The sequence below is a fragment of the Dyella sp. 333MFSha genome (assembly GCF_900102405.1).
Classification (GTDB): domain Bacteria; phylum Pseudomonadota; class Gammaproteobacteria; order Xanthomonadales; family Rhodanobacteraceae; genus Luteibacter; species Luteibacter mycovicinus.
In genome coordinates this window covers 1-20,879 of the sequence record NZ_FNBR01000001.1, presented here as the reverse complement: position 1 = coordinate 20,879, position 20,879 = coordinate 1, and the positions used below count along the sequence as shown (strand labels likewise).

Here is a 20,879-nt window from a genome sequence, read left to right as displayed (position 1 = left end):
CGCGACCGACACATCCGGGTGTCGGCGAGAGGCCTCAGCTTACGAAAGCATACGTGCGCAAATGGCCTCGTAGAGGTCCGGCAAACGCTCCAGGTCCGTCACCGACACGCACTCGTCGACCTTGTGGATCGTCGCGTTCACCGGGCCGAGCTCGATCACCTCCGCACCCATCGGCGCGATAAACCGGCCGTCGCTGGTACCGCCGCCCGTGCTCTGCTCGGGATCGATGCCGCACACATCGCGACAGACGCCGACGACGACCTCGCGCAAGCGCCCGCCCGGCGTGGCCAGAAACGGATGCCCCGAGAGCTGCCAGTCGATGGAGAAGTCGACGCCATGGGCGCGCAGGATCGTTTCCGCCCGCTCGCGCAGGCCGTCAGCGGTACTCGCCGTGGAAAAACGAAAGTTGACGAGGGCCACCAGCTCGCCGGGGATGACGTTGTTCGCCCCCGTACCCGCGTTGATGTTGGAGACCTGGAACGAGGTCGGCGGAAAGTCGGCGTTGCCTTCATCCCAGCGTTCCGCCGCCAGCGCGGCGAGTGCGGGTGCGAAAACGTGGATCGGATTGTTCGCCTTCTCGGGATAGGCCACGTGACCTTGCACGCCACGCACCGTAAGCGTCCCCGACAACGAACCCCGGCGACCGACGCGGATGAGATCGCCCAGGCGCTCTTTCGCCGAAGGCTCGCCCACGACGCACGCATCGATCCGCTGCCCGGTTCTTCCGAAGTGCTCCACCACCTCACGAACGCCGTGCAAGGCCACGCCTTCCTCGTCGCTGGTCAGCAGCAAGCCGACCGTGCCGGCATGCGCCGGATGCGTCGACACGAACCGCTCGAGCGCGACCACCATCGCCGCGACCGAGCCCTTCATGTCCGCGGCGCCACGACCGTAGAGAACGCCGTCGCGTTCCGTCGGCTCGAACGGCGGCGATGCCCATGCGCCTTCCGGACCGGTCGGCACGACGTCGGTGTGGCCGAGAAAGGCCAGCACCGGACCGCCGTCGCCATGCGTCGCCCAGAGATTGTCGACATAGCCAAAACGCAGATGCTCGATGCGAAAGCCCACCGCCGCCAGACGCCCGGCGATCAGCGGCAGACAGCCGGCATCGTCCGGCGTGACCGAACGGCGGCGGATGAGGTCACAGGTCAGGTCGAGGACGGCGGACATTTATTTTCCGAAGCGCTTTTTGAAGGCGTTGTCGGTGAAGCCGACGCTGACCTCGTCGCCGTCGACCACCACGGGACGCTTGATCAACGCGGGATATTCCTTCAGCAGCAGCGTCCACTCCGGGTCGCTGCGCGGATCCTTGCGCTGCGGCAACAACGTGCGCCACGTGGTGGACGCCTTGTTGATCAGCTTGTCCCAGCCACCGAGCTTCTCCGACCACGCTTTCAGCGTCGACGCAGGCACCGGGTTCGCCCGGTAGTCCGCGAACTCGTGTTCCACCTCGAACCGGCCGAGCCAGTTGCGCGCTTTCTTGCACGTATCGCAGTTCGGCAAACCGTAAACGATGATCGCCATGATTCAGTCGCCGCTGCGCAGGAGTTCGTTGATGCCGGTCTTCGAACGGGTCTTTTCATCGACCTGCTTGACGATGATCGCCGCATACAGGCTATGGCTCCCGTCCTTCGACGGCAGACTGCCGGAAACGACGACGCTGCCCGCCGGCACGCGGCCGTAGGAAATCTCGCCCGTGGCGCGGTTGTAGATACGCGTCGACTGGCCGAGGAACACGCCCATGCCGATGACCGAGCCCTTCTCGACCACGACACCCTCGACGACTTCGGAGCGGGCACCGATGAAGCAGTTGTCTTCGATGATGGTCGGATTGGCCTGCAGTGGCTCGAGCACGCCACCGATGCCGACGCCGCCGGACAGGTGTACACCCGCGCCGATCTGCGCGCACGACCCGACCGTCGCCCACGTATCGACCATGGTGCCGGCACCGACGAAGGCGCCGATGTTGGTATAGCTGGGCATGAGCACGACGTCTTTCGCGATGTGCGCGCCGCGACGGACCAGCGCACCGGGCACCACGCGCGCACCGAGCCGTCCGTATTCGGTGGCATCGCCATCGGTGAAACGCAACGGCACCTTGTCGAACGCGCTGGACGGACCGCCGTCGACGACGACGTTGCCGTTCATCCGGAAATACAGCAGCACGGCTTTTTTCAGCCACTGGTTGACCTTCCAGCCGCCGTTGCCGTCGGGCTCGGCGACGCGGTGCTCACCCGATTCGAGCAGATCGAGCACCTGGTTCACGGTGTCGCGGAGGCCACCCTCGATTTCGTTCTGGGTGAGGTCGGCGCGACGCTCGAAGGCGTCATCGATTACGGATTCAAGCGTCTGCATCTGCATTTACGACAGTCCTGGGGGTTTCGAAACCGATATGGCGAAGCAGGCAGGCGCGCAGGATCTCCCGGTGCTCGGAAGACAACGGCGCATTGCCGCGATCGGTAAGTTGGAAGAAATCTTCGACGCGCTCACCGAAGGTCGCGATCCGCGCATCATGCACGCGCACCTCGGCTTCGGCCAGCGCCTGCGCCACGGCGGCGAGCAGGCCGGGGCGATCGGTGCATACCAGCGCGAGCTGGGTGCGCTCGCCCGCATCGACGAACTCGATGCGTGGCGTCATCTGGAAATGGCGAAGGTGGCGGGAGATGCTCCGCTTGGGCGGCCCCTGCCCGGCAGGTTGCTCAAGCGCGTGACGCAGGCGCGCGCGCAACTCTTCCGCGCGCTGCAGCGATGCCGGCGCCTGCGAGTCCGACTCCAGCAACAGGAAGGTATCCAGCGCCATGCCCGTGTTCGACACGAGCACGCGCGCCTCGACGACCGAGAAGCGGAGACGATCGAGGACCGCGGTGACGGTGGCGAACAGGCCGTCCCTGTCGCTGGTGTAGATGAAAAGCTCGGTGCTGCCGCGGACGGAGAACGGATGCACCTCGACCAGCGGCGTGGCTCCGCGCGATCGCAGGATGGCCGAGGTCTGCCAGGCGATCTGCTCCGGGCGGTGTCGAAGAAAACTGCTATCCGGGAATTCGGACCAGATCCGCGCGACCTCGTCGGCGGCGACATGTTCGCCCACCAGAATGCCCAGCGCACGCTCGCGGCACTCACGCACGCGCATGCCCGAGTGCGACGGCGGTGTGAGATCGCTGCGCAAGGCGAAACGGGTCGCTGTGTACAGGTCGGCCAGCAGGCGATCCTTCCAGGCATTCCACAGTTTCGGGCTGGTGCCGATGATGTCGGCGATGGTCAGCAGGTAAAGATGATCGAGGTGCTCCCAGTCGCCGACCGTTGCCGCGAAGCGATGCACGACATCGGGATCGGTAATGTCCTGACGCTGCGCCGTCGTGCTCATCAGCAGATGATGGCGCACCAGCCAGGCGACGAGATCGATGTCGTCGCCCGGAAGCCCGAGGCGTGCGCAGAAGGCGCGGGCGTCTTCCTCGCCGAGAACGGAGTGGTCGCCGCCGCGCCCCTTGGCGATGTCGTGGAACAAGGCCGCCAGCAACATGAGTTCAGGCTTGTCGATGTGCGGCCAGATCTCGCACGCGATCGGGAAGTCGCGGCGCGCCGCCGGATCCGCGAAGCGCGCGACGTTACGCAGGACGCGCAGCGTGTGTTCGTCGACCGTGTACACGTGGAACAGGTCGTATTGCATGCGCCCGACCACCTTGCCGAACGCGGGAAGAATCGCCGCGAGCAGGCCATGGCGATTCATCCGCCACAGCGCCTCGACGGCCGGCGCCCCGCGCTTCAGCAGCGTGAGGAACGCTTCGAGCACCCTCGGATCATCGGCAAGCAGTTCGCCATGCGACGATACCGCGTGCTGGATACGCCGCATCGTTTCGGCGGTGAATCCCGTGATACCCGGCTCGTCGAGCCGCGCGATGAAAATCTCCACCAGAGCCGCCGGGCGGCGCACGAACAGCTCGGGACCGCGCACGGTGATGCGTGAACCGTAGCGCAGGTAGTCGGTGCCCACGCTCTCGGGCTCGCTCTGCGGATCCAGCATTTCCTCGAAACGTTCGACCAGCTGCGTTCCCGAGCGCTCGATCTGCGTGGCGGCGCGGTAATAGCCCTGCATGAACTGCTCGACGCCGAGGTTCTTCGCGTGCTCGTCCTCGAAGCCAAGCCGGGAAGCCAGCGCCCGCTGGTAATCGAACAGGAGGCGCTCTTCGGCACGCCCTGCCTCCAGATGCAGCGCATAGCGATAACGACGCAGGGTTTCCTCGGCACGCGTCAGCCGGGCAGCCTCCACCGGTTCCAGCAGACCCTCCGCGACCATGGCATCGAAGTCCGGGGCGTCGGCCAGCCGACGGCCCAGCCAGCGCAGGGAGTCGAGCGTGCGCAGACCACCCGGCCCGTCCTTCAGGTTGGGCTCGAGATTCTGGGCGGTATCGTCGTAGCGGGCATGACGCGCGTCGCGCTCCGCCAGGCGCGCGGCCAGGTAGGCGCGCGGTGGCCACAGGGCGGGATCGTCGAGGATGCCGCGGAGCTCCTGGCCCAGGATCGGCCAGCCGGCCAGACGCTTCGCGTCGAGCAGGCTGGTGAAGACGCTGGCGTCCTGCGCGGCCAGTTCGCGGCATTGCGCGACCGTCCGCACGGCGTGGCCCGGCTTCAGGCCGATATCCCACAGGCAGCTGAAGAAGTTTTCCAGCGCGCGGTAGAGGGCCGGGGAGCTCTCGCCGACCAGGGCCAGAAGGTCGACATCGGACGCGGGAAACAGCATGCCCCGACCGAACCCGCCCACCGCGAACAGCGCGGCGGCGGCGATATCGCCCAGGCAGGCGCCCCATGCGTGGACGACCACGCGCTCCACGATCTCGGCCCGGCGACGGGCCAGCGCGGAAGCATCCTCACCGTCGTTGAAGGCGACGGTGAGCGCACGATCGACGTCGCCCATCAACTGACGGAGGGCGCGCCGCGCGTCGGGCGACACGCCCGAGCGGGGGACCACGGCGGGCAGGCGTGGAAGCGGTGGAAGCGTCACGTCGAAGCCCTCGGTGGAGTAAAACGAAAATCGTGTGTCAGGCGGCGTCCGGCCAGGGCGTCAGGATCTCGAAACCGTCGTCGGTCACGGCGATCGTGTGCTCCCACTGCGCGGACAGCGAATGATCCTTCGTGACCACGGTCCAGCCGTCCGGCAGCGACTTGGTCTGCGGTTTGCCGGCGTTGATCATCGGTTCGATGGTGAAGGTCATGCCCGGCTTCAGTTCCAGCCCGGTGCCGTTGCGGCCGTAATGCAGCACCTGCGGCTCGTCGTGGTAGACCTTGCCGATGCCGTGGCCGCAGTACTCGCGGACCACCGAGAAACCGGCGGCCTCGGCGTGCTTCTGGATGGCCGCACCGACGTCGCCCAGCGTGGCGCCCGGCCTGACCGCCTCGATGCCCTTCATCATGGCCTCGAAGGTGGTATCGACCAGCCGTTTGGCCAGCACGCTGGGCGTGCCGACGAAATACATGCGGCTGGTATCGCCGTGCCAGCCATCCTTGATGACCGTGACGTCGATATTGACGATGTCGCCGTCCTTAAGGACCTTGGTTTCGGTCGGAATACCGTGGCAGATCACATGGTTGACCGAGGTGCAGACCGTTTTCGGGAAGCCCCGGTAGCCGACGTTGGCGGGGATCGCCTTCTGGACGTTCACGATGTGGTCGTGGGCCAGGCGATCCAGGTGCTCGGTGGTGACACCCGGTTTCACGTGCGGCACCAGCATGGCCAGAACCTCGGCGGCCAGACGGCCCGCCTCGCGCATGCTCTGGATCTCTTCAGGGGTCTTCGGTACGACTGCCATGACGGTTCTCTCTGTTCCTTTGCCCTCGGGGTGTAGGGCCTGCCAGGAAAATGGCGGCGTCCCCGATGGAATTCCACCCCGATCTTGCGGCTGGGCGGTTCCGAAGGCTACAATTAGCGAGTTTTGCTGTCCGGCGAAGCCACTTATCCGTGGCCACGGCGGCGATACGAAGCGCGATTGTAACCGCATGGAGCCATCCTTGGCCCGGCCAAACCGTCGCATTTAACGCCACACACGCATCGGCACCGCCTTCGGGGTGCCTGGTCCCACAGGACCGGGTCGAAGCCGGGGATGCGTGGAGGTCCCAACCCCCATAGAACCGCTCGATGCGGTTCGCCCAGGAGTAATTCCATGGCACAAGTCACCATGCGCGAGATGCTGGAAGCCGGCGTCCATTTCGGCCACCAGACCCGTTACTGGAACCCCAAGATGGCTCCGTACATCTTCGGCGCCCGCGGCAAGATCCACATCATCAACCTCGAGAAGACCCTTCCGCTCTTCACCGACGCGATGAACTTCCTCTCGGGCCTGGCCCAGAAGGGCGGCACCATCCTGTTCGTCGGCACCAAGCGTTCGGCTCGTGAGTCGCTCGCCGAAGAAGCTTCGCGCGCCGGCCAGCCGTTCGTCACCGCCCGCTGGCTCGGCGGCATGCTGACCAACTTCCGCACGGTCAAGCAGTCGGTCGCCCGCCTGAAGGAACTCGAAGCCGCCGAAACCGACGGTTCGTTCGAGAAGCTGGTCAAGCACGAAGTGCTCGCCCGTCGCCGTGAGCGCGAGAAGCTGCAGAACTCGCTGGGCGGCATCAAGGACATGAACCGCCTGCCGGACGCCCTGTTCATCGTCGACATCGGTCACGAAGACATCGCCGTCCAGGAAGCCCGCAAGCTCGGCATCCCGGTCGTCGCCGTCGTCGATACCAACTACGACCCGGCCCTCGTCGACTACGCCATCCCGGGTAACGACGACGCCATCCGCGCCATCCAGCTCTACGCCCGCGCCGCTGCCGACTCCATCCTGGAAGGCAAGGCCGCCGCTCCGAACGCCGCCCGTGGCGACGCGAACGAGTTCGTCGAGATGGACGAGGAAGGCAACCCGGTCGCCAAGGACGAGGCCGCTCGCGGCGATCGTCGCGGCGCCCCGGCCAAGAAGGGTGCTCCGCGTCGCGAAGGCGGCCGTGACGGTGGTCGTGGCCGCGCGTAAGCGCCCCACCCCGTCCAGCTCTTCCGTTTCATCCGGCGCCGCGGCATGTCCGCCGCGGCGCCCATCAAAACTTTGAGGAACTACCATGGCTGAGATTTCCGCCAAGCTCGTCAATGAACTGCGTCAGCGTTCCGGCGTCGGCATGATGGAGTGCAAGAAGGCGCTCGTCGAAAACAATGGCGACATCGAAGTGGCGATGGAGTGGCTGCGCAAGAACGGCATGGCCAAGGCTGACAAGAAGGCTGACCGTGTCGCTGCCGAAGGCCTCGTCGCCATCGCGCAGAAGCCCGGCGTCGCCGCCCTGATCGAAGTCAACAGCGAAACCGACTTCTCCTCGCGCAACGAGCAGTTCATCCAGTTCACCAAGGACGTCGCCAACGCCGCCCTCGAGTCGGGCGTCAACGACATCACGGCCCTCAAGGCCGCGAAGCTCGGCGACACCACGGTCGAGGAAGGCGCCAAGGCACTGACGCTCACCATCGGTGAGAAGTTCGACGTCCGTCGCATGGCCAAGATCGAGAGCACCGACACCATCGGCGCCTACTCGCACAGCGGCCGCATCGGCGTGCTGGTCAACCTGAAGGGCGGCTCGGAAGAGCTGGCCAAGGGTATCGCCATGCACGTTGCCGCGATGAACCCGAAGTTCGTCAAGGTCGAAGACGTCCCGGCCGATTTCCTCGAGAAGGAAAAGGAAATCGAGCTGTCCAAGATGACCGACAAGGACAAGGCCAAGCCGGCCGACATCCTCGACAAGATCGTCTCCGGCAAGGTCAACAAGATCCTCGCCGAAGTGACCCTCGTCGGCCAGCCGTACGTGCTGGACGGTGACGTCACGGTCGCTGAAGCCCTCAAGAAGGCCGGTGCCGAGATCATCTCGGTCCAGCGTCTGGCCGTTGGCGAAGGCATCGAGAAGGTCGTCGACGACTTCGCCGCCGAAGTCATGAAGCAGGCCGGTCTGGCGTAAGCCTCACCTCCTGGCGGGACCTGAAAGAGCCGCGAGCGATCGCGGCTCTTTTTTTGTTTCCACAACCCTGAACGAACGCAGGAGCGAAAACGCGAAACCCGGAAAACGTGACCTCGGCGCAGGAATTCACATAGCTGTAACAACCGCCCACGCGTTAAACTACGGCCGTTTTGCCCCACACAAACTGGAGATCCCCGAATGAGCAATCCGCTGAAACACCGCCGCATCCTGCTCAAACTCTCCGGTGAAGCCCTGATGGGAACCGAGGACTACGGTATCGATCCCAAGGTGATCGGCCGCCTCGCCAAGGAGATCCTCGAAGTACGCGATGCCGGCGTGCAGATCGGCGTCGTCATCGGCGGCGGCAACATCTTCCGCGGCGCCGGCCTGGCTGCCTCGGGCATGGATCGCGTCACCGGCGATCACATGGGCATGCTGGCCACCGTGATGAATGCGCTCGCCATGCAGGACGCCATCGAGAAGCTGGGCGGCGAAGCCCGCACGATGAGCGCCATCAAGATCAACGAAGTCTGCGAAGACTTCATCCGTCGCCGCGCCATTCGCCACCTCGAGAAGGGCCGCGTCGCCCTGTTCGCGGCGGGTATCGGCAACCCGTTCTTCACGACGGACTCCGCGGCCGCCCTGCGCGCTGTCGAAGTCGGTGCGGATCTGCTGCTCAAGGCGACCAAGGTCGACGGCATCTACTCGGCCGACCCGAAGCGCGACCCGACCGCCGAGCGCTATGACCACCTCACTTACAACCAGGTGATCGAGCGCCGTCTCGAGGTCATGGACACCGCCGCCATCGCCCTGTGCCGCGAGAACAAGCTGCCCCTCCGCATCTACGACATGACCCAGCCGGGCAGCCTCATGCGCATCATGCAGGGCGAGCCCGTAGGCACGCTCGTCAACGCCGGCTGAATCCGCCGCTATCCGGCGCCCTGAGGGGCGCCGACGATCCTTGGCGCGCTGCGGCACGGCCGCACGCGCCCTCACTGCTATACTCGTCTGCTGACCAGTTCGACCGGAAACCAGCCCATGATCAACGACATCAAGAAAGATGCTGAGACCCGCATGGGCAAGAGCATCGACTCCCTCAAGCACGACCTTAAGACGATCCGGACCGGCCGCGCCAACGCGTCGATCCTCGACAATATCGTCGTTCCCTATTACGGCTCGCCCACCCCGCTGTCGCAGGTCGCCAACGTGAGCACGCCCGACGCGCGCTCGCTGTCGGTCAAGCCGTTCGACAAGAGCATGATCGGCCCGATCGAGAAGGCCATCATGGCTTCCGACCTCGGCATCACGCCGACGACGATGGGCATGGACATCCGCCTCAACTTCCCGCCGCCGACCGAGGAGCGCCGCAAGGAGCTCGCCAAGAGCGTCGCGAAGGAAGGCGAAGCCGCCAAGATCGCCATCCGCAACGTGCGCCGCGACGCCGTGCAGCATGTCGGCAAGCTGCTCAAGGACAAGGAAATCACGGAAGACGACCAGAAGCGTGCGGACGACGACATCCAGAAGCTGACGGACAAGTTCGTCAAGGAAGTCGACGACGTCGTCAAGGAAAAGGAAAAGGAGCTGATGGCGCTCTGACGCGCCATCGGACCGCATCCATGACCGCGAGGCCCGACGAAGGCAGGGTTCCCCGCCATCTCGCCATCGTGATGGATGGCAACGGGCGCTGGGCCAAACAGCGCCTTCGCCCGCGCACGTTCGGCCACCACGCCGGGCAGAAAGCCGTGCGCAAGGCCGTCGAGTTCTGCCTCCAGCGCGGCATCGCCTCGCTCACCCTCTTCGCCTTCTCCAGCGAAAACTGGAATCGCCCCGCCACCGAGGTGTCGGCGCTGATGGAGCTCTTCCTGAAGGCGATCGACAAGGAAGTGGACGAGCTGCATGGCCATGGGGTCCGCATTCGCTTCGTCGGCGACCTGGACGGTTTCGCGCCGGAACTCCGCCAGCGGATGCTCGACGCCATGGAGCGGACCGGCGGCAACCAGGCGCTCAACCTGAACATCGCCGTCAACTACGGCGGCCGCTGGGATATCGCCAACGCCGCACGGCTGGCCGCCGAAGCGGCAAGCCGTGGCGAGTTCGCCCCCGGCGACATCGACGAGACCCGCCTCGCCACGTACACCTGTCTCGCCGATCAGCCGCCGCTGGATCTGTTCATCCGCACCGGCGGCGAACGTCGCGTCAGCAATTTCCTGCTCTGGCAGATCGCCTACGCCGAGCTCTATTTCACAGACACCCTGTGGCCCGACGTCGACCAGGCCTGCCTCGCCGAGGCTCTCGACGACTATGCCCGCCGGGAGCGCCGCTATGGCCGCACCGGCGAACAGGTCGCCCAAGGCTGACGCCGGACCGCCATGCTGAAACAACGCATCACCACCGCCCTGATCCTGCTTCCACTGGTTCTCGCGCTGATCCTCCTGCCGCCCACCGTGTACTTCGCCGCGGTGATCGCGCTGGTGTTCGTCGGTGCCGCGTGGGAGTGGAGCCTTCTGGCGGGCTGCCGCACCGCCGTCGGCCGTGGCATCGTCGTGGCGGGTGCCGCCGCGCTGCTGCTCGCCGTTCTGCTCATCGCCACGCCGGGCCTGCTCACCGTACTGACTCTCGTGGGCGTGGCCTGGTGGATCGGCTGCTGCTTCTGGTTGCGACACTTCACCTTCGCCGCGGCGCCCAACGCCGAGAACCGCCTGCTGAAGATCGGCACGGGCGTCCCGGTCATCGTGCCGACCTTCGCCGCCGCCATGGCCCTGCACGGCAGCGACCGTGGCCACTGGTGGACCCTGCTTTCCCTCATGATCGTCTGGGCCGCCGACACCGGCGCCTATTTCAGCGGCCGCCAGTTCGGCCGCCGCAAGCTCGCTCCACGTATCAGCCCGGGGAAGACCTGGGCGGGCGTCTATGGCGCCGTACTCGGCGGCGCCCTGGTCGCCGTGCTCGGCGGCTGGATGCTTGGCGTGAGTGACGCCGCCCACCTGATCGGGCTGGGCGTGCTGGGCGTGCTGACCGTCGCGATCGCCGTCGTCGGGGATCTTTTCGAGAGCCTCATGAAGCGCCACGCCGAGGTCAAGGATTCGGGCAACCTCTTCCCGGGCCACGGCGGACTGCTGGACCGCCTCGACAGCGTCTTCGCCGCCCTGCCGATCTTCGTGGCGGGCAAGATGCTGCTGGGCCTGTAGGCCATGGCTATCCGCAACGTCGCCGTCCTCGGTGCCACGGGCTCGATCGGGGGCAGCACGCTCGACGTCATCGCACGGCACCCGGATCGCTTCCGCGCCACCGTCCTCGTCGCCAACCGGGGCACCGAAGCGCTGGCCGCCCTCTGCGCACGCTTCCGTCCCGACCTCGCCATCGTCGCGGACCCTTCGATGGAAGCGGACCTCGCCCGTCGCCTCGCGGCGCTTGGCGTCCGCTGCGACGTCGCATCCGGCGCCGACGCGGTCAGCGCGGCGGCCGCGGGGCCGCTCTGCGACACGGTCGTGGCCGCCATCGTCGGTGCCGCGGGACTCGACTCGACGCTGGCCGCCGCACGTGCGGGCAAACGCCTGCTCCTGGCCAACAAGGAATCGATCGTCATGGGCGGCGCCCTGCTGCTCGAGGCGCTGCGCGCCGGTGGCGGCGATCTGATTCCGGTCGACTCCGAGCACAACGCCATTTTCCAGTGCCTTCCCGGCGGCCGGCCTGAACTGGCACGCGCCGGCGTGCGCCGGCTGGTGCTCACCGCCTCGGGCGGCCCGTTCCGCGGCCGCACCCGGGCGGAACTGGGCGGCATCACGCCCGATGAAGCCTGTGCGCACCCCAAGTGGTCGATGGGCCGGAAGATCTCGGTCGACTCCGCCACCCTGATGAACAAGGGCCTGGAGGTGATCGAGGCGCATCATCTGTTCGGTGCACCCGCGGACGCCATCGACGTGGTGGTGCATCCGCAGAGCCTGGTTCACTCGATGGTCGACTACGTCGACGGGTCGATGCTCGCCCAGCTCGGCAACCCCGACATGCGCACGGCCATCGCCTGCGCCCTCGCCTATCCGGAGCGGATCGAGGCCGGCGTCGCACCGCTCGATCTCGCCGCCCATGCCCGTCTCGACTTCGAAAAACCCGACACGGACACCTTCCGCTGCCTGGCCCTGGCCTTCGACGCCCTCCGGGCCGGAGGCGACGCCACCGCCATCCTCAATGCCGCCAACGAGGTCGCGGTAGACGCGTTCCTGGCCGGAACGCTGCCCTTCCTCGGTATTTCCGAGGTGGTCGAACGCGTTCTTGAGGAACTGCCGGCCAAACCCGTGGTCGATGTCCAGACGCTTGTGGAGCGTGATGGGGAAGCTCGCCGGGCGGCACGGGGCGTGCTCCACCGCGCTTACTGCTAAACTCGCTCCACTCCAACGTTTTTTATCTTCGAGACCCTCTTTTCCTGATGAGCCCCTTCCTCGGTTCCGTGTTCTGGCTGCTGGTCACGCTTGGCGTGCTGGTGACCTTCCACGAATTCGGCCACTACTGGGTCGCACGCCGCTGTGGCGTTCGCGTGCTCCGCTTTTCCGTGGGCTTCGGCCGGCCGCTGTGGCGTCGCGTCGCGAAGGACGGCACCGAATACCAGGTGGCGGCGATTCCGCTCGGCGGCTACGTCAAGATGCTCGATGCCCGCGAGGGTGACGTCGATCCGGCCTGGCGCGACCAGGAGTTCACCGGCAAGTCCGTGTGGAAACGCATCGCCATCGTCGCCGCCGGTCCGGCATTCAATCTGATTTTCACCATCGCCGCCTTCTGGGCGATGTATATGATCGGCAAGCCCGACTTCGCTCCCATCGTGGCCGCCGAAAAGGGCAGCATCGCCGAACAGGCCGGCATTCGCCCCGGCGATCGCCTTCTCGCCGTCAACGGCGAGGCCGTCGGCACCTGGAGCGACGCGCTGAACGGCGTGGTCAACGGCCTGCTCGGCAACGAACCACTGCCTGTCCACGTGAAGGGCACCGACGGCTCGCAGCGCGACGTCGTCCTGCCGATCCAGAAACTCGCCGACAGCGACGACATCGGCAAGCGCCTGACTCAGCTCGGCCTCGGCCTGCAGGCGCCGCCCGTGGTCGGCCAGGTGGTTCCGGGCGATCCGGCCTCCGCCGCCGGTATTCATAGCGGCGACCGCATCGTCAGCGTCAACGGCAAGCCGGTCGCCGACTTCTCCGACTTCACCACGCTGGTCCCCGAGCAGGCCGCCATCTCGCCGAAGCTGGCCATCGGTATCGTGCGCGACGGCCAGGCGAAGACCTTCGACGTCACCGCACGCATGCGCTCCGAACAGGGCCAGCCCAGCCGCTGGCTGATCGGCGTCAGCAGCCAGGCCATGGAAGCCGCCACGCTCCGCTACGGCCCCGTACGGGCTTTCAGCGAGTCGCTGCGCGCGACCTGGGCGGGCACCACCTCCACCTTCAACCTGATCGGCAAGATGTTGTCGGGTCAGGCGTCCACCAAGAACCTGTCCGGCGTCATCGGCATCGCGCAGGTCGCCAACGATTCCGCCAACCGCGGCCTGGGCTGGTTCCTCAGCTTCCTGGCCCTGGTCTCGCTGAGTCTTGCGATCTTGAACCTCCTGCCCATCCCGGTCTTGGACGGTGGACACCTGCTGTATTACCTTATCGAGTTGGTCAAAGGCAGCCCGGTCAGCGAGCGCACCATGATCGCTGGCCAGTACGTAGGCATCGCCCTGTTGTTCACCATGATGGGGCTGGCGTTCTTCAACGACATCCAGCGACTGCTTGTTTCTTGACACATCCGTATCACCCAGGCCCCGGACGCTCCCGCGCCCGTAGCCGAACGACGCCGGGCACGAGTCCGGCGCGTGCTCCTCTTCGGTCACCGGCCTCGTCCGCCGGCGACTGGAATTAACCCAACGGAATCGACGATGAAGCGTATCGCCGCCCTGATCTTGCTCGCCTCCCTGTCCGCCAATGCGCTTGCCGCTTTCGAGCCGTTCGTCGTTTCCGACATTCGTATCGATGGCCTTACGCGTATCGCGCAAGGCACGGTGCTGAGCTACCTGCCGATCGAAAAGGGTGAAACCCTTAGCGACGACAAGGCCCAGGCCGCCATCCGCGCCCTGTACCAGACCAAATTCTTCAGCGACGTCGAACTCGACCGCCAGGGCGACATCCTGGTGATCAAGGTCGTCGAACGCCCGGCTATCGCCAAGCTCACGCTGCGCGGTAACAAGGACATCAAGGAAGACGACCTGCGCAAGGGTCTGAAGGAGATCGGCCTGGCCGAAGGCGAGACCTTCGACCGCCTGTCACTCGACCGCGTGCAGCAGGAACTCATCCGTCAGTACTACAACCGCGGCAAGTACAACGTGTCGGTCGATCCGCACGTGACCCAGCTCGACCGCAACCGCGTGGCGATCGACATCGAAATCCGCGAAGGCAAGGCGGCGAAGATCAAGGAGATCAACGTCGTCGGCAACAAGGCCTTCACCGATAAGGCCATCCGCGAAGGTTTCGAGTCCAACACCAGCAACTGGCTGTCCTGGTACTCCAAGGACGACCAGTACTCGCGCGAAAAGCTCTCCGGCGATCTGGAGAAGCTCAGCAACTACTACATGAATCGCGGTTACGCCGACTTCGGTATCGATTCGACCCAGGTCGCGATCAGCCCCGACAAGCGCGCGATGTACGTCGATGCGTCGGTGAAGGAAGGCGAGGTCTATACCGTCTCCGACGTGAAGCTCCTCGGCGAACTGATCCTTCCGGAAGAAACCCTGCGCAAGCTGGTCTTCATCAAGAAGGGCGACACCTTCAACCGCGGCGCGATCGAAGCCAGCGATGACGCCATCAAGGGCATCCTCGCCAACATCGGTTACGCGTTCGCCAAGGTCACCCCGATTCCCAAGCTCGACAAGGACAAGCGCACCGCCGACCTCACGCTCTTCATCGAGCCGGGCAAGCGCGTGTACGTCCGTCGCGTGGTCTTCCAGGGCAATACCCGCACGGAAGACGAGGTGCTGCGTCGTGAAATGCGTCAGCTCGAAGGCGCGTGGTATTCGCAGGGCGCCATCGATCGTTCGAAGACCCGTCTGCAGCGCCTCGGCTACTTCAAGACCGTCGACATCGACAAGGCACTCGTGCCGGGCACCGTCGATCAGGTCGATCTGACCGCCAAGGTCGAGGAGCAGTCCGCCGGCTCGCTGATGTTCGGCGTCGGTTACTCGCAGTACTCGGGCATCATCCTCTCGGCCTCCGTGTCGCAGAACAACTTCCTGGGCACCGGCGACCGCTTCTCCATCGGCGCGGAAACCAGCACGTACTACAAGCGCGTCAACGCCAGCTACACCAATCCGTACCTCACGGATTCCGGCATCCAGCTCGGCTACAACCTCGGTTACAGCAAGCTGGATTACGGCGATACCGATCTGGCGAACTACACGTACAGCACCAAGTCGTTCGAAACGACCCTGTCGTTCCCGATCACCGACTTCGACTCCGTGTCGACGAGCCTGGGTGTCAGTTCCAACCTGATCAACACGTCGTATTACACGCCGGAAGCGCTGGTCGGCTATCAGAACGCGCTGGGCAACAAGACGATCCATTCGTGGACGTCCAGCCTCGGCTATACGCATGACACGCGTAACAGCTACTGGGCTCCGACCCGCGGCGGCCAGCTGACGGCCTCGGTGTCCGGCGCGCTGCCGGGTTCCACCGTGCAGTACTACAAGCTGTTCGGCGAAGCCAACCACTACTGGCCGATCGGCAAGGGCTTCGTGCTCTACCTCGACGGCCAGGTCGGTTACGGCAAGACCTACGGCACGACCTACAGCAACACGTCGTACCAGATGAATGCCGACGGCACCATCGCGAAGGATGCCAGCGGCAACCCGATCGTCGAGTACCAGAAGGGCGACAAGGTGGCGTTCCCGTTCTGGGAAAACTACTACGCCGGTGGTGTGCGTGACGTCCGCGGCTTCCAGGACAACACCCTGGGTCCCCGCCTGTGCGACGGCGGGAGCACCTCCTCCACGCCGGACAGCAAGGGCAAGTGCACGGGCGGCTACTACAGCTACGGCCAGCCGGTCGGTGGCGCGTTCAAGGTGCTCGGTACGGCGCAGATGTTCCTGCCGCTGCCGTTCCTGAAGGACGTGAACACCGCCCGCGTCTCCTGGTTCGTCGACGTCGGTAACGTCTACAAGGACTACGGCTCGTTCGACGCCAGCGAGCTGCGTGCCTCGACCGGTCTGTCGCTGCAGTGGCAGGCGCCGATCGGCCCGCTGATCATCAACTTCGCCGTGCCGTTCCGTAAGAAGGACGCCGACAACCGCTTCGTCGAGCGCATCCAGTTCACCTTCGGCAACACGTTCTAAGCAACACCGTCGGAGCGCGCCCCGCGCGCGAAAAGCCAACGAAGCGGCATAGCCGTTTCGTACGATAATAAGAGGGGTGGCCGGTGCAAACCCGGCCACCCCTTTTCTTTGGGAGCCCCCCGTGAGCGGAAATCCGCAGTACACCCTGGCCGAGCTGGCCGAGCGCTTCGGCCTCGAGGCCCACGGCGATCCGACCACGACGGTCGACGGCGTCGGCACGCTGGCCGCGGCTACGGCCAGCCAGTTCACCTTCCTGTCCAACCCGAAATACACCTCGCAGCTGGCCGAATCGCAGGCCGGCATCGTCGTGCTCGGCGCGGACCAGCTGCCACTGCGCAACGGTGCCGCGCTCGTCGCGAAAGACCCCTACGTGGCCTACGCGAAGATCGCCGCCCTCTTCGAAAAACACCCCGCGTCACCGCGCGGCATTCACCCCAGCGCGGTGGTGGCACCGTCCGCCCGCGTTCACCCCACCGCATCGGTGGGTCCGTGCTGCGTGGTCGAGGACAACGCCGTCATCGAGGAAAACGCGATCCTGGGCCCGCATTGCACGATCGGGCCGGGCTGCGTGGTCGGCGCGGGTTCGCGCCTCGTCGCCCGGGTCACTCTGGTGATCCGCGTGACCCTGGGCAGGCGCGTCCTTATCCACCCGGGCGCGGTGATCGGCTCCGACGGCTTCGGCCTGGCCTTCGACCGCGACCACTGGATCAAGCTTCCCCAGCTCGGCGGGGTCCGTATCGGGGACGACTGCGAGATCGGCAGCAACACCACGATCGATCGCGGCGCGCTGGAAGATACGGTGCTGGAAGAGGATGTCCGCCTCGACAACCAGATCCAGATCGCCCATAACGTGCATATCGGTGCCCACACGGCCATGGCCGGGTGCTCGGCGGTCGCCGGCAGCGCGAAGATCGGCCGTTACTGCCTGATCGGCGGTAACGCGGGGGTGCTGGGCCACCTCGAACTGGCCGACCGGGTTACCATCACGGCGAAGAGCCTGGTCACGTCATCGATCAGGGAAGCCGGCGAGTACTCCTCCGGCACCCCGCTGCAGGAAAACCGCCAATGGCGGCGGAACGCGGCGCGCATGAAACATCTCGACGAATACGTGCGCCGCATCGCGGCGCTGGAAAAGGAAAAAGGGCAATGACCGAATCGAAAGCCGCCGTGACGCTCCCCGTCGACGTGGAGCAGATCCAGCGACTCCTGCCGCATCGCTATCCGTTTCTGCTGGTCGATCGCGTCATCGAGATCGAGCCGGGCAAGTCGATCGTGGCGATCAAGAACGTCTCGATCAACGAGCCGTTCTTTCAGGGTCATTTCCCGGGTCATCCGGTCATGCCCGGCGTCCTGATCGTCGAAGCCCTGGCACAGACCGCCGGCCTGCTCACGCAGATCACCAGTCAGATGGATGGCCAGAGCGGCAGCCCGCTGTTCTACCTGGTCAAGGTGGACAACGCGCGCTTCTCCGCCGTGGTCGCCCCGGGCGACCAGCTGCGTATGGAAGTCTCGCTTAAGCGCCTCATCCGCGGCATGGGCCTGTTCGAAGCCAGGGCCCTCGTCGATGGCAAGGTCGTCGCCTGCTGCGAACTGATGTGCGCAGCGAGGAACGACAAATGATTCATCCCTCCGCGCAGATCGATCCGTCGGCGCGCATCGCGGATAACGTCAGCATCGGCGCGTTCAGCGTGATCGGTGCGGACGTCGTCGTCGGCGAGGGAACCACCATCGGTCCTCACGTGGTGATCGAAGGCCCCACCGTCATCGGTCGCGACAACCGCATCTCGCAGTTCGCCTCCATCGGTGGCGCACCGCAGGACAAGAAGTGGCAGGGTGAGCGCACCGAGGTCATCATCGGCGACCGCAACCTCATCCGCGAGTTCGTCACGATCAACCGCGGTACCGGCGACGGTGGCGGCATCACGCGCATCGGTAACGACAACTGGCTGCTCGCCTACGTGCACATCGCGCACGATTGCCAGGTCGGCAATCACGTGGTGTTTTCCAACTATTCGGCGCTGGCCGGACACGCGGAAATCGGCGACTGGACCATCATGTCGGGCTATTCGGGCGTGCACCAGTTCTGCAAGGTGGGCGCGCACGCGTTCATCGGCATGGGCTGCCTCGTGGGCTCGGACGTTCCGCCGTTCGTCATGATGGCCAACGAAACCCGTGGCCGTCCGCGCGGCATCAACAGCGAAGGCCTCAAGCGTCGTGGCTTCGACACGGCCCGCATCGCCGCCATCAAGCGCGCCTACCGCACGCTGTACATGGCCGGCCTGCCTCTGGCCGAAGCGCGTGAGCAGTTGCTCTCGCAAGCGGAGAACAGCGAAGACGTCCGCCAGATGCTCGAGTTCCTGGATCGCAGCGAGCGCTCGCTCGCCCGGTAATGCCCGTCGGCGCCAGGGGGCGCCGACACTTCGCCAGGCCGGCACGCCGGTCGAGGGAGACCCGTACACCATGCAGCACACCCCCTCCTCCACCGACGCACCGGTCATCGCGCTCATCGCGGGCGAAGACTCCGGCGACCAGCTCGGTGCCGAGCTCATCGAGGCGCTTCGTACGCGCTATCCCGGCGCCCGCTTCGTCGGCATCGGCGGCCGGCGCATGCTCGCCCAGGGTTTCGAGTCCTGGTACGACATCCGCGAACTCTCCGTCATGGGCTTTGCCGAGGTGGTGAAACACCTGCCCCGCCTGCTCGGCCTCCGCAAAGCGCTCCTTGGCAAACTTCTTTCGCTGCGTCCCGCTGTCGTCGTCGGCATCGACGCGCCGGACTTCAACCTGGGGGTGGAGCGCAAGCTCAAGGCGGCCGGTCTGCGCACCGTGCATTACGTCAGCCCTTCGGTCTGGGCCTGGCGCGAAAAGCGTGCCGAGAAAATCGGTCGCTCCGCCGACCGCGTGCTCTGCCTGTTCCCCATGGAGCCGCCGATCTACGCGAAGCATGGCATCGACGCGCGCTTCGTGGGCCATCCGCTGGCCGATCGCTTCCCGATGGTTTCCGACCGTGCCGCTGCCCGCGAGACGCTGGGTCTGCCCCACGACGCCCCGGTGCTTGCCGTGCTTCCGGGAAGTCGACCCAGCGAAATCGAACGCGTCGGCGCGATCTTCATCGCCGCCGCACGCCGTGTCGCGGAAGCCATGCCAGCCGTGCGGATCGTCGTGCCGTCGGCCAACGAACGCGTCCACGCGCAGCTGCAAGCCCTGCTCGCGAACTTCCCGGGTACCCCGCCGATACTCACCGATGGCCAGGCACACGACGTCATGCTGGCCGCGGACGCGGTCCTGCTGGCCTCCGGCACGGCCACGCTCGAAGCGATGCTGGCAAAACGCCCGATGGTGGTCGGCTACCGCGTCTCGCCCACCAGCTACCGGATCGCCGTCGCGCTGCGCATGCTGAAAACGGACGTCTACAGCCTGCCCAACATCCTTGCGCGAGCCTGTGGCCTCGGCAAACGCCTGCTGGTCCCCGAGTTCATGCAGGATGAGTGCACCCCCGACAACCTCTCCCGCGCGACGCTGGAACTCCTCGGCGACAGCGAACGCCGCGGCGCCATCGTCGCCGCCTTCGAGTTCCTGCACCAGGAACTGCGCGGCGGCCTGGAAGGCCGCGCCGCCGATCACGCGGCGGACGCCATCGCCGACCTGATCGCGGTACCGGACTTGCCGACGGCCAGCGCCGGACACTAGGCTTCGCATCATGCCCCGCAAGCGCAATGTCAGCTCCCAGCTCGCCCGCGACCTCGTCGTTGCGGGCGTGGACGAGGCCGGCCGCGGCCCGCTGGCCGGGCCGGTCGTCGTATCCGCCGTCATCCTGGATCCGGCCCGACCGATCCGTGGCCTCAACGACTCCAAGCAGCTGAACGAGGACGTCCGCGAGAAGCTCTACGGGCGCATCATCGAACGCGCGATCGCCTGGTCCGTGATCTTCGTCGAGCGCGAGGAAATCGACCGGATCAACATTTTTCAGGCGACGATGGTCGGCATGACGCGTTCCCTGATGGGCTTGTCGCACACTCCCCACATCGCGCTGATCGACGGCAACCGCCTGCCGCGCACCCTGCCCTGCGAAGGCCGCGCGGTCATCGGCGGCGACGCCACCGAGCCGGCGATCAGCGCCGCCTCGATCCTGGCCAAGGTCAGCCGCGACCGGCACATGCATGCGCTGGATGCGATGCATCCTGGCTATGGCTTTGCGAAGCACAAGGGTTACGGCGTACCCGAGCATCTCGATGCGCTTTCCCGTCTGGGGCCGTGCGATGCCCATCGCCGCAGTTTTGCGCCGGTGAAGCGGTGGTTCGAGCCTGAGGTCCAGCCGATCGCCGATTTGTTCGCCGTTGCTGGGTAGGTTGCCGGGCTCGGCTTGCGCCTTCGCGTTTGGTTTTGTCGCGGCGTGTGGTGTCGCGTTGGAGAGCCAGCGGGTGCCACCCTCGCGTCCACGCCTGCGGCGACCCCTCAGGGAAGGGCCGCTCCGCGGCCGTATTTCAATGGCCTTCGGCCGGGTCGGGCTCCGACTGGGGGTTTTCGAGTCGGCTGTCCCTGCCTCCCCGAAAACGGCCGGTCATCC

At 65.9% G+C, this 20,879-nt stretch carries 19 protein-coding genes; 14 read left to right on the top strand and 5 right to left on the bottom strand.

The window, feature by feature from the left end; genetic code table 11:
- Nucleotides 1-39: 39 nt before the first annotated feature.
- The 5 genes from dapE to map all read right to left on the bottom strand — a co-directional run bounded on the left by dapE (nt 40) and on the right by map (nt 5,804).
- On the bottom strand, nt 40-1,170 hold the full coding sequence (dapE, locus tag BLT40_RS00095) for a succinyl-diaminopimelate desuccinylase (RefSeq protein WP_090350579.1): 1,131 nt from the start codon (nt 1,168-1,170) through the stop codon (nt 40-42).
- Nucleotides 1,171-1,524 carry a Spx/MgsR family RNA polymerase-binding regulatory protein gene (locus tag BLT40_RS00090; protein WP_079522506.1) on the bottom strand — a complete coding sequence of 118 codons (354 nt, stop codon included), beginning with the start codon at nt 1,522-1,524 and terminating at the stop codon, nt 1,171-1,173.
- A 3-nt stretch (nt 1,525-1,527) separates the two neighbouring features.
- On the bottom strand, nt 1,528-2,355 hold the full coding sequence (dapD, locus tag BLT40_RS00085; RefSeq protein ID WP_079522578.1) for a 2,3,4,5-tetrahydropyridine-2,6-dicarboxylate N-succinyltransferase: 828 nt from the start codon (nt 2,353-2,355) through the stop codon (nt 1,528-1,530).
- On the bottom strand, nt 2,342-4,912 hold the full coding sequence (glnD, locus tag BLT40_RS00080; RefSeq protein WP_090352477.1) for a [protein-PII] uridylyltransferase: 2,571 nt from the start codon (nt 4,910-4,912) through the stop codon (nt 2,342-2,344). The genes dapD and glnD overlap by 14 nt, the downstream gene beginning before the upstream one ends.
- 124 nt (nt 4,913-5,036) lie before the next feature.
- Nucleotides 5,037-5,804 (bottom strand): type I methionyl aminopeptidase, encoded by a 768-nt coding sequence (map, locus tag BLT40_RS00075; RefSeq protein ID WP_090350575.1) that lies wholly within the window; start codon nt 5,802-5,804, stop codon nt 5,037-5,039.
- Between the two features lie 351 nt (nt 5,805-6,155).
- On the opposite strand from map, the gene rpsB reads away from it, so the two are divergent.
- The 14 genes from rpsB (at nt 6,156) to rnhB (ending at nt 20,660) form a co-directional block, all read left to right on the top strand.
- The gene (gene rpsB, locus BLT40_RS00070) at nt 6,156-7,004 is read left to right on the top strand and encodes a 30S ribosomal protein S2 (protein ID WP_036111073.1); all 849 of its coding nucleotides are present in this window, start codon (nt 6,156-6,158) and stop codon (nt 7,002-7,004) included.
- Nucleotides 7,005-7,089: 85 nt separating this feature from the next.
- Complete coding sequence (gene tsf / locus BLT40_RS00065; RefSeq protein WP_036111071.1) at nt 7,090-7,968, top strand: translation elongation factor Ts; 879 nt, start codon at nt 7,090-7,092, stop codon at nt 7,966-7,968.
- 198 nt (nt 7,969-8,166) lie between these two features.
- Nucleotides 8,167-8,889, top strand: a complete 723-nt coding sequence (gene pyrH, locus BLT40_RS00060) for a UMP kinase (RefSeq protein ID WP_036111068.1) — start codon at nt 8,167-8,169, stop codon at nt 8,887-8,889.
- Between the two features lie 117 nt (nt 8,890-9,006).
- Nucleotides 9,007-9,564, top strand: coding sequence for a ribosome recycling factor (frr, locus tag BLT40_RS00055; protein WP_036111065.1), 558 nt, complete (start codon nt 9,007-9,009; stop codon nt 9,562-9,564).
- 20 nt (nt 9,565-9,584) lie between these two features.
- Entirely contained in the window at nt 9,585-10,325 is a 741-nt protein-coding gene (gene uppS, locus BLT40_RS00050; RefSeq protein WP_090350572.1) for a polyprenyl diphosphate synthase, read from the top strand.
- Nucleotides 10,326-10,337: 12 nt separating this feature from the next.
- A complete protein-coding gene (locus BLT40_RS00045; protein WP_090350565.1) occupies nt 10,338-11,156 on the top strand; it encodes a phosphatidate cytidylyltransferase in 819 nt (272 codons plus the stop codon).
- 9 nt (nt 11,157-11,165) lie between these two features.
- Nucleotides 11,166-12,344, top strand: coding sequence for a 1-deoxy-D-xylulose-5-phosphate reductoisomerase (locus BLT40_RS00040; RefSeq protein ID WP_079522576.1), 1,179 nt, complete (start codon nt 11,166-11,168; stop codon nt 12,342-12,344).
- Nucleotides 12,345-12,391: 47 nt separating this feature from the next.
- Nucleotides 12,392-13,735 carry an RIP metalloprotease RseP gene (gene rseP, locus BLT40_RS00035; RefSeq protein WP_043695397.1) on the top strand — a complete coding sequence of 448 codons (1,344 nt, stop codon included), beginning with the start codon at nt 12,392-12,394 and terminating at the stop codon, nt 13,733-13,735.
- A gap of 135 nt (nt 13,736-13,870) precedes the next feature.
- Nucleotides 13,871-16,315: an outer membrane protein assembly factor BamA gene (gene bamA, locus BLT40_RS00030; protein ID WP_036111052.1), complete on the top strand. Its 2,445-nt coding sequence runs from the start codon at nt 13,871-13,873 to the stop codon at nt 16,313-16,315.
- Between the two features lie 121 nt (nt 16,316-16,436).
- Complete coding sequence (lpxD, locus tag BLT40_RS00025; protein ID WP_036111050.1) at nt 16,437-17,465, top strand: UDP-3-O-(3-hydroxymyristoyl)glucosamine N-acyltransferase; 1,029 nt, start codon at nt 16,437-16,439, stop codon at nt 17,463-17,465.
- Entirely contained in the window at nt 17,462-17,935 is a 474-nt protein-coding gene (gene fabZ, locus BLT40_RS00020) for a 3-hydroxyacyl-ACP dehydratase FabZ (protein WP_036111046.1), read from the top strand. The genes lpxD and fabZ overlap by 4 nt, the downstream gene beginning before the upstream one ends.
- Nucleotides 17,932-18,705: an acyl-ACP--UDP-N-acetylglucosamine O-acyltransferase gene (gene lpxA / locus BLT40_RS00015; protein ID WP_036111044.1), complete on the top strand. Its 774-nt coding sequence runs from the start codon at nt 17,932-17,934 to the stop codon at nt 18,703-18,705. The genes fabZ and lpxA overlap by 4 nt, the downstream gene beginning before the upstream one ends.
- Nucleotides 18,706-18,775: 70 nt before the next feature.
- The gene (gene lpxB, locus BLT40_RS00010) at nt 18,776-20,002 is read left to right on the top strand and encodes a lipid-A-disaccharide synthase (protein ID WP_043695400.1); all 1,227 of its coding nucleotides are present in this window, start codon (nt 18,776-18,778) and stop codon (nt 20,000-20,002) included.
- Between the two features lie 10 nt (nt 20,003-20,012).
- On the top strand, nt 20,013-20,660 hold the full coding sequence (gene rnhB, locus BLT40_RS00005) for a ribonuclease HII (RefSeq protein WP_051943363.1): 648 nt from the start codon (nt 20,013-20,015) through the stop codon (nt 20,658-20,660).
- The last annotated feature ends 219 nt before the right edge of the window (nt 20,661-20,879 follow it).

Coding starts and splice junctions, on each gene's coding strand:
- rnhB (WP_051943363.1), top strand. CDS start 20,013: ATGCCCCGCAAGCGCAATGTCAGCTCCCAGCTCGCCCGCGACCTCGTC.
- fabZ (WP_036111046.1), top strand. CDS start 17,462: ATGACCGAATCGAAAGCCGCCGTGACGCTCCCCGTCGACGTGGAGCAG.
- rpsB (WP_036111073.1), top strand. CDS start 6,156: ATGGCACAAGTCACCATGCGCGAGATGCTGGAAGCCGGCGTCCATTTC.
- BLT40_RS00045 (WP_090350565.1), top strand. CDS start 10,338: ATGCTGAAACAACGCATCACCACCGCCCTGATCCTGCTTCCACTGGTT.
- lpxB (WP_043695400.1), top strand. CDS start 18,776: ATGCAGCACACCCCCTCCTCCACCGACGCACCGGTCATCGCGCTCATC.
- pyrH (WP_036111068.1), top strand. CDS start 8,167: ATGAGCAATCCGCTGAAACACCGCCGCATCCTGCTCAAACTCTCCGGT.
- rseP (WP_043695397.1), top strand. CDS start 12,392: ATGAGCCCCTTCCTCGGTTCCGTGTTCTGGCTGCTGGTCACGCTTGGC.
- glnD (WP_090352477.1), bottom strand. CDS start 4,912: ATGGGCGACGTCGATCGTGCGCTCACCGTCGCCTTCAACGACGGTGAG.
- bamA (WP_036111052.1), top strand. CDS start 13,871: ATGAAGCGTATCGCCGCCCTGATCTTGCTCGCCTCCCTGTCCGCCAAT.
- lpxA (WP_036111044.1), top strand. CDS start 17,932: ATGATTCATCCCTCCGCGCAGATCGATCCGTCGGCGCGCATCGCGGAT.
- map (WP_090350575.1), bottom strand. CDS start 5,804: ATGGCAGTCGTACCGAAGACCCCTGAAGAGATCCAGAGCATGCGCGAG.
- uppS (WP_090350572.1), top strand. CDS start 9,585: ATGACCGCGAGGCCCGACGAAGGCAGGGTTCCCCGCCATCTCGCCATC.
- dapE (WP_090350579.1), bottom strand. CDS start 1,170: ATGTCCGCCGTCCTCGACCTGACCTGTGACCTCATCCGCCGCCGTTCG.
- tsf (WP_036111071.1), top strand. CDS start 7,090: ATGGCTGAGATTTCCGCCAAGCTCGTCAATGAACTGCGTCAGCGTTCC.
- frr (WP_036111065.1), top strand. CDS start 9,007: ATGATCAACGACATCAAGAAAGATGCTGAGACCCGCATGGGCAAGAGC.
- BLT40_RS00090 (WP_079522506.1), bottom strand. CDS start 1,524: ATGGCGATCATCGTTTACGGTTTGCCGAACTGCGATACGTGCAAGAAA.
- dapD (WP_079522578.1), bottom strand. CDS start 2,355: ATGCAGACGCTTGAATCCGTAATCGATGACGCCTTCGAGCGTCGCGCC.